The organism is Frateuria aurantia DSM 6220 (genome assembly GCF_000242255.2).
GTDB classification, from domain to species: domain Bacteria; phylum Pseudomonadota; class Gammaproteobacteria; order Xanthomonadales; family Rhodanobacteraceae; genus Frateuria; species Frateuria aurantia.
Map to the genome: position 1 here is coordinate 514,780 of NC_017033.1, position 12,796 is coordinate 527,575.

At 63.1% G+C, this 12,796-nt stretch carries 11 protein-coding genes; all 11 read left to right on the top strand.

The window, feature by feature from the left end:
- The first annotated feature begins 67 nt into the window (after nt 1-67).
- The 11 genes from FRAAU_RS02265 to FRAAU_RS02315 all read left to right on the top strand — a co-directional run bounded on the left by FRAAU_RS02265 (nt 68) and on the right by FRAAU_RS02315 (nt 12,720).
- Nucleotides 68-682 carry a hypothetical protein gene (locus FRAAU_RS02265; protein WP_014401953.1) on the top strand — a complete coding sequence of 205 codons (615 nt, stop codon included), beginning with the start codon at nt 68-70 and terminating at the stop codon, nt 680-682.
- Between the two features lie 84 nt (nt 683-766).
- A complete protein-coding gene (locus FRAAU_RS02270; protein ID WP_169314742.1) occupies nt 767-2,107 on the top strand; it encodes a TolC family protein in 1,341 nt (446 codons plus the stop codon).
- Between the two features lie 168 nt (nt 2,108-2,275).
- Entirely contained in the window at nt 2,276-3,547 is a 1,272-nt protein-coding gene (locus FRAAU_RS02275; protein WP_014401955.1) for an efflux RND transporter periplasmic adaptor subunit, read from the top strand.
- A 30-nt stretch (nt 3,548-3,577) separates the two neighbouring features.
- Nucleotides 3,578-4,300, top strand: a complete 723-nt coding sequence (locus tag FRAAU_RS02280) for an ABC transporter ATP-binding protein (RefSeq protein ID WP_014401956.1) — start codon at nt 3,578-3,580, stop codon at nt 4,298-4,300.
- Nucleotides 4,300-5,655, top strand: a complete 1,356-nt coding sequence (locus FRAAU_RS02285) for an ABC transporter permease (RefSeq protein ID WP_014401957.1) — start codon at nt 4,300-4,302, stop codon at nt 5,653-5,655. The genes FRAAU_RS02280 and FRAAU_RS02285 overlap by 1 nt, the downstream gene beginning before the upstream one ends.
- Nucleotides 5,656-5,664: 9 nt before the next feature.
- On the top strand, nt 5,665-6,912 hold the full coding sequence (locus tag FRAAU_RS02290; RefSeq protein WP_014401958.1) for an ABC transporter permease: 1,248 nt from the start codon (nt 5,665-5,667) through the stop codon (nt 6,910-6,912).
- Nucleotides 6,913-6,939: 27 nt separating this feature from the next.
- Entirely contained in the window at nt 6,940-7,197 is a 258-nt protein-coding gene (locus tag FRAAU_RS02295) for a hypothetical protein (RefSeq protein ID WP_014401959.1), read from the top strand.
- Nucleotides 7,198-7,323: 126 nt separating this feature from the next.
- Nucleotides 7,324-8,619, top strand: a complete 1,296-nt coding sequence (locus FRAAU_RS02300) for an ABC transporter permease (protein WP_014401960.1) — start codon at nt 7,324-7,326, stop codon at nt 8,617-8,619.
- A gap of 64 nt (nt 8,620-8,683) precedes the next feature.
- Nucleotides 8,684-9,835 carry an FtsX-like permease family protein gene (locus tag FRAAU_RS02305; RefSeq protein WP_169314743.1) on the top strand — a complete coding sequence of 384 codons (1,152 nt, stop codon included), beginning with the start codon at nt 8,684-8,686 and terminating at the stop codon, nt 9,833-9,835.
- A 103-nt stretch (nt 9,836-9,938) separates the two neighbouring features.
- A complete protein-coding gene (locus tag FRAAU_RS02310; RefSeq protein ID WP_014401962.1) occupies nt 9,939-11,291 on the top strand; it encodes a sigma-54-dependent transcriptional regulator in 1,353 nt (450 codons plus the stop codon).
- A 37-nt stretch (nt 11,292-11,328) separates the two neighbouring features.
- The gene (locus tag FRAAU_RS02315) at nt 11,329-12,720 is read left to right on the top strand and encodes a sensor histidine kinase (RefSeq protein ID WP_014401963.1); all 1,392 of its coding nucleotides are present in this window, start codon (nt 11,329-11,331) and stop codon (nt 12,718-12,720) included.
- The last annotated feature ends 76 nt before the right edge of the window (nt 12,721-12,796 follow it).

Genomic DNA, 12,796 nt, shown 5'->3' on the forward strand with positions numbered 1-12,796 from the left:
CTTTGTCGCCCAGCCATGCGGCCCGGTCCCGGTCCCGTGGGCGGGCCCAGTCTGGAGGACGGTCGTCATGTCCGGTTGGTTCAGTTCATGGAGCAGGGGGCGCGGTACACGGCCCCAGTCACAACTTGTCTGCGGCAGCCGCAAGGAGGTCGAGCTCGATCGTTTCTTGCGCATGCTGCCGGGGCTGGGAACGGTGCTGTATCTGCCTGCATCGCAGTTGCGGGCCTGGCCCATCGCGAGGCCGCAGACCGGCGTGATAGCTGAATCGCCGCTGCTGCTGCCCTTGCTGCATACCCGCAGCTTGCGGGTGGTGACCCAGATCGTCACCAGTGGTCCATTGGAATGGCTGGATTGCGAAGACGGTGTCGGCCAGCGCCTGGCCCGCATCTACCTGCTGCCTGACAGCGATTATCTGAGCTGGGATCGCATCACCGCTGGCGAGGAGGCAGAGGATCAGGCGCCGGCCTTGTCGACGCGCCGCTGGCGACCGGGCGCCGCGATCCTGACCGGCTTCCGCCTGCGCCAGCTGGCGCGGGTTCCCCTGTTGTCCTGCTCGGGTTACGAACGGTTGTCGGGTATTGGCCTGCGTGTGGCCGGTGACCTGGCCTGTCGCGAACGGGTACACCTCGGTGCCATTTCTGCGCCGGTCCAGCCACTGGAAACCACGCTGCTGATCGACTGATCCCTCTCGATTGCCGGCCCGGCAGACGGGCTGGCACAAGCCTTGCATCTTCACCTGCACGACGAGGCGAGGTGGAGCATGGGCTTGAAGCGACTGGCTTGGATACTGGGGCTGTCTTGGCTTTCCCTGACGGCTCATGCCGAGGATCTGCTTGATATCTGCCGGCAGGCGATCAGTCACGATCCCCAGCTGGCCTTGGCCGGGGCCACTCGCCGCTATACGGCCGAGGCCGTACCCTTGGCGCGATCCGCCCTGCTGCCGCAGATCAGCGGCAGCTACGGCATCAGCCAGGACCGGGCCACCAGCAGTGCCGGCACGGTGATCAGCGGCAGCACCGTGATCAACACCGGCAATGGCGGGGTCGGCCATCAGCGGACGCTGTCGGCTGGCGTCAGTGCCAGCCAGTCCTTGCTCAATCTGCAGGACATCGCCAGCCTGTGGTCGGCCCATGCTTCGGTCAATGCACAGAATGCCTTGTATCAGGGCTCGCTGCAGGACTTGTATGTCCGGGTGGCGCAGGCTTATCTGAAGGCCATTCAATATCGCAGCTATGATCAGGCCTATCAGGCCTATGCCGAGATCTCACAGCAGGTCTGGCAGCAGGTTGCCGCCCGCAATGCCCATGGTTTGGCCTCGAAGATCGATGTGAACCAGGCCATGACCTCCTACGGCTTGGCCAGGACCGAGGCCGTCGATTATCACAATCAATACAATGATGCGCTGGAAGCCTTGCGGCAGATCACCGGAAGTCCGGTCGGCAGGCTGCTGCAGCTGGCCGATCCGATTCCGCTGCAGACAGCCGTGCCGGCCTCCGAGGACTACTGGATCGAACGCGCCAGCTCCAACAATCCCACGGTGGTGGCCGACCAATTCAAGCTGGATGCTGCGCTGCGCGCCATTCTGGCGGCGCGGGCGGCGCATCTGCCGACCCTCAGCGCGACCATCAGCTACAACAAGAATCCGACCTGGACCCAGTTCGAATCCCAGCACTCCCGGACCACGGACACGGCCATCGGTCTGAGCCTCAGCGTGCCGATCTTCAGCGGGGGGGCGATGCATGCACAGGTACGCCAGGCGATTGCCAGCCGGGACCAGGGGGTGGACCAGCTGGAAATCGATCGGCGGCAAGTCGTCCGCGATGCCCGCAACTATTACCGCAGTCTGGCGGCTGGCGTCGAACAGGTAAGGATGGCACGGGACTCGGCGATCGCCGCCGCCGCCGCGGTCAAGAGCGCGCGTGCCGGTCTGCTGGTCGCGGCGACCGACATGACGACGGTGCTGTACACCATCGAGTATCAGGCCGAGGCCAATACCGAATATGCCTATGCCCGCAACCAGTTCCTGATGAACCAGCTGCTGTTGAAGCAGGCGGCCGGCGATGTCACCTGGCAGGATCTGGAAGCGCTCAACCGACTGCTGCGCTGAAACTGTCCGCGGACAGATGAGGGCTGTCCGCGGACAGGCGGCCCGCCATTGCCGTGCGGCTGCGAGACGGGCCGCAAGGGTTGCAAGTCGCTCGCCAGCTGGCACGCGCCTTGCTACACACCTGAAGCAGGTCATCGGACTGCAATCGCCGGCGATCAGGAGAGCATGATGATTCGGGATACAGCAGCGCAGGATCAGTTGATCGAGCGCAAAAGCGGCTGGCGACGATGGTGGCGGCTGGGTGTCGTGGCTCTGGTGCTGGTCATCGCCGCGGTGGCCGGCTTGCCAACACTTGGCCGTCTGTTTTCGGCCACCGCTTCGGTCAGCAGTTCACGGCTGGCCTTCGGTACGGTCAGCCAGGGCAGCTTCGTGCGGGATATCGCGGCCGAGGGCCAGGTGGTGGCGGCCAACAGCCCGACCCTGTATGCCAGTTATGGCGGGGCCGTGGTTCTGAAGGTCAGGGCTGGCGATCGGGTCAGCCAGGGCGAGGTGCTGGCCAGCATCGACAGTCCGGAGCTGAGCAACAAGCTGGCCCAGGAGCAGTCCAATGCCGATGCAGCCAAGGTGGCCTGGTTGCAGGCCCAGGTCGATGCGCGCCAGAAGCGTTCGGACCAGCAGAACACCTATGACAATGCCTTGCTGGAGCGCAATGGTGCTGCCCGTGACCTGAAGCGGACCCAGCTGGCCCTGGATGCCGGGGCGGTGACCCAGCAGCAGGTCGATCAGGCCCAGGATGCGCTGGACAAGGCCAAGAACAGTCTTGCCCAGGCCAAGGCCGATCAAGGCCTGGGCGAGAACAGTCTGAGCTTCAATATCCAGGCCAAGAAGCTGGCCTACGAGCATGAAGTGCTGATGGTTCAGGACTTGCAGCGTCAGGTGGAAAACCTGGCTGTGCGCTCGCCGGTGGATGGTCAGGTCGGTCAGTTGTTTATCGCGCCCAGCGCCGCCGTCGCCAAGGATGCGCAGCTGCTCAGTGTGATCGATCTGAAGGCGCTTGAAGTGCAGATGCAGGTGCCGGAAAGTCTGGCCCGGGATCTGGGCATCGGCATGTCCGGCGTAATCAGCGGCAATGGCCAGACCTGGAACGGCCTGGTCAGTGCGATCTCGCCCGAGGTCGTCAATGGCGAAGTGGCGGCGCGGCTGCGCTTTGTCGGTCAGGCGCCTGATCAGCTCAGGCAGAACCAGCGCCTGTCCGTGCGCGTACTGCTGGATCATCGCGAAAACGTGGTGACCGTGCCGCGTGGTTCGTTTGTGGATGAGCTGGGCGGTGCTTTCGCCTATGTGGTGCATGACCGGCTGGCTACCCGCGTGCCGGTGCGGCTGGGGGCCAGCAGCATCGACAAGGTCGAAGTGCTGGACGGCCTCAAGCCCGGCGACAAAGTGGTGATCTCGGGCACCGACAATTTCAACAATGCCGCCTCGGTGGCCATCAGCGACTGAGCCGCCGGCTCGATCACCAAGGAGAATGCCATGCTGAAGATGAGCCATCTGGCCAAGGTCTACCGTACCGAAGTGGTCGAGACCTACGCCTTGCGCGATTTCAACATCGATGTGAAAGAAGGCGAATTCGTGGCCGTCACCGGTCCCTCGGGTTCCGGCAAGACCACCTTCCTGACCATTGCCGGTCTGCTGGAAACCTTTTCCGGCGGCACCTACCATCTGGATGGCCTCGAGGTCAGCCAGCTCAACGACAATGCCCGCTCGAAGATTCGCAACGAAAAGATCGGCTTTATCTTCCAGGCCTTCAATCTGATCCCCGACCTGAATGTCTACGACAATATCGAGGTGCCGCTGCGCTATCGCGGCATGAAAGGTGCCGAGCGCAAGCGACGGATTCTCGAATCACTGGAGCGGGTGGGCCTGTCATCCCGCGCCAAACACTATCCGGCCGAACTCTCCGGCGGGCAGCAGCAGCGCGTAGCCATTGCCCGTGCGCTGGCCGGCAGTCCGCGCCTGCTGCTGGCGGATGAACCGACCGGCAATCTGGACACCCAGATGGCCAGGAGCGTGCTCGAACTGCTGGAAGAAATCCATCGCGAAGGCGCCACCATCGTGATGGTGACCCATGATCCCGAACTGGCTGCCCGCGCCCAGCGCAATGTCCACATCATCGATGGCCAGGTGGTGGATCTGGCCGAGGATCCGCGCTTCCATGCCGCGGTAATGGCTGCCCAGCAGCAGGATATGGGCTGATGCAACAAAGCAGGGGGCTCACGGCAGAGGGCTGGGGCATGATTCCACACTATCTGAGGCTCGGCGCCATCAGCCTGAGACGGCAGCCGGCATTGACGGCCTTGATGGTGTGCATCATGGCCTTTGGCATTGCCGCCACCAGTGTCACCTATGCCGCCTGGCGGGTGGCGACGGCTGATCCGATGCCTTCCAAGGCGAGTCATCTGTTTTTTCCACAGATCGATGCACAGGGGCCAGCGGGCAGAGGGGGAGGGCTGGATCCCGATCGCGCGCTGGACTATGTCGATGCGACCCGTTTGCTGAGGGACCACCAGGCACGCTACCAGGCGGCCATGTATGGCGTAGCCCTGCTGCTGGGACCGATGACGGCGCAGGGATCACCCAAGCTTCTGAGCGGCCATGCCGTCAGTCCCGAGTTTTTCCCGATGCTGGAGCTGCCATTCCATTTCGGCTCATCGTGGTCTGCGGCTGACGAGGCCGGAGCCGGTCATGTCGTCGTGATCGGAAGCCAGCTCAACCAACAGCTGTTCGGCGGTCGCGACAGTGTTGGACGGGTCCTCACCCTGGATGGCCATGATTTTCGGGTGGTGGGCGTGATGGCACCGTGGAATCCGCAGCCCCAGTTCTATGACCTGTTCAATTCGCAAGCCTGGTCGAATCAAGGTGAGCAGCTGTTTATTCCCTTGAATACAGCCATTGCGATGCAGGAGGGCAATAACGGCACGACCAATTGCAGCACAGGAAACGGCAACAGCAGCTTCCAGGCGCTGCTTGGATCGACCTGTGTCTGGTTGTCCATGATGGTGGAACTGGATAGTCCGGCGGCAGAACGACATTATCGAGCCTATCTCGACAACTACGCGCGTACTCAGCAGGCGACCGGCCGCTATGCCTGGGCTCCCAATAATCGTCTGCGTGACCTGCCGCATTGGCTGGCCTATCTGGGGGTCGTGCCTCCGGATACCCGTATATCGAGCTGGATAGCCTTGTCCCTGCTGCTGGTCTGCATGGTCAATACCATCGGCCTGCTGCTGGCCAAGTTCATGCGTCGGCGAGCCGAGATTGCGGTGCGCCGTGCACTGGGGGCGACCCGTCGGGCCATCCACCTGCAGTTTCTGTGCGAGGCCGCGCTGGTCGGCGTGGCCGGTGTCCTGCTCAGTCTGCTGCTGACGGCCGCAGGGATCTGGGGAATGGGGGAGCTGTTATTGAATGGGGTCGCCTCCGAGGTCCGCTTCAGCCTGTCGCTCTTGATCACCAGCGCCCTGCTGGGCCTGCTGACGACGGTGCTGGCCGGTCTCTATCCCGCCTGGACGGCTTCCCGAATCCAGCCGGCATTGCAACTGAAAATCAGCTGAGGTGCGATGATGAGACTGCCACCTGTACTCGCCGCACTGCGCTGGCACAAGGCCGGCGCCATGCTGATCGCCTTGCAGATCGCATTGACCTTGGCCATCGTCAGCAATGCCTTGTTTATCATCGAGCAGCGCAGCCTGCACCGGGAGCGGCCTTCGGGACTCAAGGAAAATGATCTGCTGCTGGTGTCGCAGATGTTTGCCGGTCCACAGGCACTGGCCGGCGATGCTCGCCAGCTTGAGCCGATGCATCGGGCCGATCTTGCCGCCTTGCGGCAACTGCCGGGTGTGAAGGCGGCGGGTGAGGTCAACACCTTGCCCTTGCTCGGAAGCGGCTGGAACACCGGTGTCAGCCTGAAGCCTGACGCAGATGACAACACCGTCCATGTGGCCGAATATCTGATGGACGAAGCGGCGCTTCCGACACTGGGCCTGAAACTTCTGGCCGGCCGGAACTTCACGCAAGCCGACCTGCTCGACAGTCCTCGAGTGATGCGGGGCGATGTACCCCAGATCATGGTAACCAAGGCTCTGGCGCAACACTTCTTTCCTGCGGGGGCGGTGGGCCACCAGCTGTATCTCTCTGGTTCGCGCCGGCCCAGTACGATTATCGGTGTGGTAGAACGTCTGCAGAATCCTGCTGCACAGGGATGGGGTGACAATTTCGCCTGGAACTCGATCGTGGTGCCACAACGCATGGACGGCACGATGAGCACCTACGTCATCCGTGCCCGACCCGGCCAGATGCCGGCCCTGTACCAGATGATTCCGAAGCAGCTGCTGGCCGTTGATCGTCTGCGGGTCATGAATATTCGCGGCTCCGGAAACGTGGTCGCTTATAGTGCCCTGCGTGCCCAGGCCTACAAGTCTGATCGCGGCATGGCGACGTTGATGGCGGTTATCTGCACGATTCTGCTGACTGTGACTGCAGGCGGGGTGGTTGGCCTGACCAGCTTCTGGGTAGGGCAGCGTCGGCGCCAGATCGGTGTTCGCCGCGCGCTGGGGGCCCGCCGCCGGGACATCCTGGCTTACTTCCTCAGTGAGAATCTCTTGATCAGCGGTGTCGGTGCCGTTCTGGGGATGGGGCTGTCCCTGCTGCTCAACCGCGCTCTGATGCACTGGTTCGAGCTTCCCCGCATGCCGCCGTCATCCATGCTGCTGGGCCTGGTGCTGATCGAGATGGTGTCGGTGGCGGCGGTCTTGATGCCTGCTTTGAAAGCCTCTCGCATTGCGCCATCCAGTGCGATACGTGAGGCGTGATATGAACCATGATCATGCGAGGTATCGATGTTGACCTATGGTCTGCGACTGGCCGGACAGCGCTTCCGCCAGCGTTCGGCCATGCTGGCGCTTGTCGTGGTGATGATGACAGTAGGCATTGTTGCCTGTATGAAGGCAGGCACCATGGCCGAGGCAGGGTCGGGCGAGCGGCTGCTGGGGATCGGCCCGCATTTGCATCTGCCGGTGCTGGGCCTGCTGTCGCTGGCCGGGATCATCCGCAGGGTCGCCTGGACTCCACCGGTCGAGGCGATGCGCAATGGCTAGGCTGGCTCAGGTAGCAACCACCTGTCCACCCGCACGGGTGTGGATGAATCGCTTTTGTCGGTGGTTGCCGCTTGCGGCGACCCGCTGGTTTACCACCACTCGTATCGATCGAGAAAGGCACTGTCCATGTGGCTCTATTATCTGAAGCTTGGCCTGCGCAGTTTGTTGCGCAGTCCAGTACTGACGGCTCTGACCGTGCTGATGCTGGCGATGGGTATCGGCGCCTGCATCACTACCTGGACGGTATATCACTTGCTGTCCGGCGATCCCATGCCGGGGCGCAGTGGGCAGCTGTTCTATGTACGACTCAACCCTTATCCGCCGGGAGTCGAAGCTGCAGATCGGCTGGTCACCTTGATGAGCTATCACGATGCGTCAGCGCTGTGGCAGTTGACTCCACAATTTGAACAGACGCCGGTGGCGCTGGGAACGATCGTCATCGACGGTATGGCCGGCAAGCCACGCCCATCGACAACCGAGGGGGTGCTGGGACGGGCACCGATGTTTGATGTGTTCGCCATGCACTTTCGCTACGGCGGTCCTTGGAGCGCGATGGATGACGCGTCGCATGCCAGGGTGGTCGTGCTTAGCGAAGCTCTGAATCGGCGGTTGTTCCACGGCGAAAACAGTGTTGGAAGGCTGCTTCCTGTGGGCACGCATGATTACCGGGTGGTGGGTGTGCTGCGGCCGTGGTCGCCGCAGCCCCGATTCTATGCTTTGAGCCTGGGAAATCGCAGCTATGGTGGTACTGATGGCGCGTTCATGCCCGTGACCACGCAGATGGATGATGGTTTTGTGCCCGAAAATATCAATTGCTACGCCGAGCCCGATTTCCGTCACCTGGCCCGTGCGCCATGTACATGGCTTGGCTATTGGGTGCAATTGCGCTCGAAGGCCGATCAGCAGGCGTATCGCCGTCTGTTGGCAGGTTACGCTGGACAGCAGAAGTCACAGGGGCGCTTCGCCAGCGCACAGATGGGGCTGGACGATCTGCGGACGTGGCTGATCACTCGCAAAGTCATACCCGAAGATGTGCAGCTGCAGGCCAATATCGCCTTTGGTTTTCTCTGGATCTGCATCGTCAATACGGGGGGGCTGTTGCTGGCCAAATGCTTGCGCCGATCACGTGAAATCGGTACGCGGCGAGCGCTGGGGGCCAGTCGCGGGGCGATCTTCGCACAGTTCCTGGCTGAATCCGTCGCCGTCGGCCTGGCGGGGGGCGCCTTGGGATTGCTGCTGAGTATGGCCGGGCTATGGGCAGTACGGCAGCAACCGGCGGCTTATGCGGGCCTGGCGCATCTTGATGGAAGCATGTTCATGCTGGCCTGGGTGGTCGCTCTTGTGGCGAGCGTGCTGGCGGGCTTGCTGCCTGCCTGGCGTGCCAGCGTGCTGGCTCCGGCCACGCAATTGAAAGCGATGTGAGGAGCGACAGATGAATCCGGTTGTCATGATCAGAAGCCTGCGTCGGCACCCGGTTCCGGCGCTCATGCTGGTGTTGGAGATGGCCTTGGCCTGCGCCGTGCTGGGCAATGTCCTGCATATGCTGGAGCGACGCTTTGCCGCCATCCACCGTGTCGAGCATATCGACGAGGCCTCGCTGGCGTTCTTGACCATCGACAATCGGGGGGCGAGTGACAATGCCGATACCATCAGCCGCGAGTTGCTCGCGTTGAAGGCCATTCCTGGAGTTTCGGCGGCGGCTCAGAGCAATTCGCTGCCGCTCAGTCACAATGTCTGGGGAGGCTCGTTGCGCCTCGATCCCACGACGCAGGATTGGACTGACGCATCCACCTATATTCTCGGGCTCGATGGCTCGCAGGTGCTGGGTTTGAAATTGGTACAGGGGCGCGATTTCCGGGCTGACGATTATGCAGCAGGTGATATCCGCGCAGGCTCCTCGCCTACGGCCCCAGTGGTGATTTTAAGCCAGTCGCTGGCCAGGCGGCTGTGGCCCGGGCAATCACCGCTGGGCAAGGTGGTCTACGACAGTGCAGGGCGGCATACGGTGATCGGGGTGGCAAGAAATGTGCTGGTTCCCGAAATCGGAGTCAATGGTCCAAACGGGAACTATGATGAAGCCTTTTATCCATCCAGACCTTCGATGGATATGCGGTATGACCTGATCCGTACGGATCCGCGGCAGATGCCCCGGGTGCTCCGCCAGGCGCAGCAGGCGCTGTACGGTATCGACCCGCAGGCGCTGATTTATGCGGGTGAATTTGGCAGTGAACGCCGTGCCTACTTTGCCACGGATCGCAGCATGGTCTGGATGCTGTCGCTGGTGAGTGTGGTGATGCTGGCGGCCACGGCGCTGGGCGTGGTCGGCCTGACCAGTTTCTGGGTGGGGCAGCGTCGCGGCCAGATCGGCATCCGCAGGGCGTTGGGGGCTCGCAGGCGGGATGTGTTGGCTTATTTCCAGGGGGAGAACCTCCTGTTGAGCGTGGCCGGCGGTGGGTTGGGCATGCTGCTGGGTTACGGTTTGAATCTATATCTGATGCGTCATTATGAGTTTGTGCATTTGCCTGCGGCCTATCTGTGGAGCGGCGCCTTGGCTCTGTTGCTTCTGGGCCAGCTTGCTGTACTGGGGCCGGCGCTGAAGGCCAGTCGGATTTCGCCGGTGGTGGCAATGCGCGGTTGAGGGCGGTCGGCGAAAGGTGGGCCTACGGCAGGGCGGTAGGCAGCCAGGCGAGTGGCGCTTAGACTGCAATGGGATCGCTGAGTAGAAGGGTTGAGTCGGGCTGATGCCGAGCGTATTGATCATCGATGACCACGCCGCCGTGCGCGAGGCGCTGGAGCTGCTGTTGTCGCTTCACGAAATACATACGCTGACGGCGGCGACACCGGCCGAAGGCCTGGCCGTGCTTGCACGCGAGCCGGTGGATGTGGTGATTCAGGACATGAATTTCAGCACCGACACGACGTCCGGGGACGAGGGCGTCGTGCTGTTCCGTGCCATCCGCCAGGCTTATCCGGATCTGCCGGTGATCCTGCTGACGGCCTGGACCCGGCTGGAGACCGCGGTGGAACTGGTGAAATCCGGCGCGGCCGATTATCTGGCCAAGCCTTGGGATGATGCCAAGCTGCTGACCGTGCTGAAGAACCTGCTGGAGCTGGCCGAGAGCCAGCAGGCGGTCCGACAGCATGTAGCCGGTCAGCGCCGTCGCCTGCAACAGCTTCGCAAGGCCTATGATCTGCAGGGTCTGGTGTTCGCTTCCGATGCGATGTGCCGCTTGTTGGAACTGGCCTGCCAGGTCGCGCATTCGCCGTTGCCCGTGCTGATCACCGGACCCAATGGCGCGGGCAAGGAGCGGATCGCCCAGATCGTGCATGCCAACTCGGCGGTGCGGTCGGGACCGCTGGTGGCCGTCAATTGCGGGGCACTGCCGGGCGAGCTGATCGAGGCTGAGCTGTTCGGCGCCGAGGCGGGGGCTTTTACCGGCGCGGCCAAGGCCCGGCCCGGCCGTTTCGAGCTGGCGGACGGCGGCACCTTGTTTCTGGATGAGATCGGCAACCTGCCGCTGGCCGGGCAGATGAAGCTGCTGCGGGTGCTGGAAACCGGCCAGTTCGAACGGCTGGGCTCGGGGCGTACCCGCCAGGTGACGGTACGGGTCATCAGCGCCACCAATGCCGATCTGCGCGGCATGGTGCAGGCCGGTCTTTTCCGTGAAGACCTGTTCTATCGGCTCAATGTGATCGAGGTGGCCCTGCCGCCCCTGGCTGAGCGCAGCGAGGACGTGGTGCCGCTGGCCGAGCATTTTCTGGCCGGTCGTGGCCAGCTCAGCGACAGCGCCCGCCTGCTGCTGCCCGAGCAGCCATGGCCCGGCAATGTGCGGCAGTTGAAGAATGCCATCGAACGCGCCGTGGTACTGGCACGAGACGGGGTGGTGACACCTGAGCTGCTGGGTTTGTCGACGACGACTGCGGTGGCAGCGCGCTGCCTGGATGAACCCAGCCAGGAGACGATCCGCAGCGCCTTGCAGGAGTCGGGCGGTGTGATCAGCAAGGCGGCGGCACGTCTGGGCCTGTCGCGTCAGGCCTTGTACCGGAGATTGGAACGGTACGGCATGGCCGTCGAGTCCGGCCCGGCAGCATGAAACCAGGCGCCTTCCTGTCTCGGGCCGGCACCGCGGAATGAACCGGTTCCGGCCGATTTCTCTGCTGCTGCGGTCGGGACTGGCCTTGTGGCTGGTGGCCGGCATGGCGATAGGCTTGTTTGTCCTGCTGTCCGGCAGGTCATGGACCAGTCTGGTGCAGCATTTGCGCCGCGGCTGGGGGCTGGCCATGGGTCTGCCGGATCACCTGTCCCGCGCCTGGGCTGTCGGCTTGACGCTGCTGCTGCTGCTGGGGCCGATGCTGTGGCTGGCCCGCTGGAGCTTGCGGCCCCTGCGCCGCCTGCTGCGGGCTCTGGAGGCTGCGGTGGCCAGTTATCGTGATGGTGATTTCAGTTTTTCGCTGGCCAGCCCCGCAGCCAGTGAGCTGCGATCGCTGGTAGAGCTGCACAACGAGCTGGGCCATATCCTGCGCAGCCAGCGGCATGGTCTGGTCCAGCGTGAACTGATGCTGGACACCGTGGTGCAGAATACGCCGGTGGCCCTGGTGCTGACCGACGCCCACGACCGGATCGTCCATGCCAATATCGCGGCGCGTCATCTGTTTCATGAGGGACGCAGTCTGCATGGTCAGGCCTTTGCCTCGCTGCTGGCCAGACTGCCGTCCTCGTTGCTGGATACGATCCGGCGCAACGAGGATGCCTTGCTGCCGCTGAGAATCGGAGACGATGACGAGGTATTCCATGTCTCGTTGCGAACATTCCGGCTGCAGGGGCGGATCCATCGACTGCATTTGTTCCGGCGGATGACCCGCGAGCTGTCCAGGCAGGAGGTCGACAGCTGGAAGCGCTTGATCCGGGTGATCAGCCATGAGCTCAACAACTCGCTGGCCCCGATTTCCTCGCTGGCACACTCTGGTGCCGAACTGCTCCGGCGTGGTGACACCACACGGTTGGCGGGCGTATTGGCCAGCATTGGCGAACGGGCCCGGCATCTGCATGGATTTATCGACGGCTATGCCGGATTTGCCCGCCTGCCGGCCCCGCAGCCGCAGGCGGTGCTCTGGCCGGGTTTCGTGGAGTCACTGGCTCTGCAGACACCGTTCAAGCTGACAGAGACATTGCCGGCGCGAGCGGGCTGGTTTGACCCGGTGCAGCTGGAGCAGGTGTTGATCAACCTGCTGAAAAATGCCGTGGAGTCGGGTGGGCCCGCTGATGCCATCGAGGTACGGATCATGCAGACCGCCCTGCGGCTGCAGATCGAGGTGCTGGATCGTGGCCCGGGCATGAGCGAGGCGGTGCTGTCCCAGGCCCTGCTTCCGTTCTATTCCACCAAGCGATCAGGTACCGGACTCGGTCTGGCCCTGGCCCGCGAGATTGTCGAGGCTCATGATGGCCGCATCAGCCTGGCCAATCGCGAAGGGGGCGGACTGCGGGTCCGCCTGAGTCTGCCGCAGCCCGGCGCCAGCGCTTGACCCGCAGATGTATGGATGTCCGCGGGCTGGATTGCCGCCATGTCGTGCCGCAGGCTCCGGACGCATGTTTTTGCGC

Coding starts and splice junctions, on each gene's coding strand:
- FRAAU_RS02265 (WP_014401953.1), top strand. CDS start 68: ATGTCCGGTTGGTTCAGTTCATGGAGCAGGGGGCGCGGTACACGGCCC.
- FRAAU_RS02275 (WP_014401955.1), top strand. CDS start 2,276: ATGATTCGGGATACAGCAGCGCAGGATCAGTTGATCGAGCGCAAAAGC.
- FRAAU_RS02280 (WP_014401956.1), top strand. CDS start 3,578: ATGCTGAAGATGAGCCATCTGGCCAAGGTCTACCGTACCGAAGTGGTC.
- FRAAU_RS02285 (WP_014401957.1), top strand. CDS start 4,300: ATGCAACAAAGCAGGGGGCTCACGGCAGAGGGCTGGGGCATGATTCCA.
- FRAAU_RS02290 (WP_014401958.1), top strand. CDS start 5,665: ATGAGACTGCCACCTGTACTCGCCGCACTGCGCTGGCACAAGGCCGGC.
- FRAAU_RS02295 (WP_014401959.1), top strand. CDS start 6,940: ATGTTGACCTATGGTCTGCGACTGGCCGGACAGCGCTTCCGCCAGCGT.
- FRAAU_RS02300 (WP_014401960.1), top strand. CDS start 7,324: ATGTGGCTCTATTATCTGAAGCTTGGCCTGCGCAGTTTGTTGCGCAGT.
- FRAAU_RS02305 (WP_169314743.1), top strand. CDS start 8,684: ATGCTGGTGTTGGAGATGGCCTTGGCCTGCGCCGTGCTGGGCAATGTC.
- FRAAU_RS02310 (WP_014401962.1), top strand. CDS start 9,939: ATGCCGAGCGTATTGATCATCGATGACCACGCCGCCGTGCGCGAGGCG.
- FRAAU_RS02315 (WP_014401963.1), top strand. CDS start 11,329: ATGAACCGGTTCCGGCCGATTTCTCTGCTGCTGCGGTCGGGACTGGCC.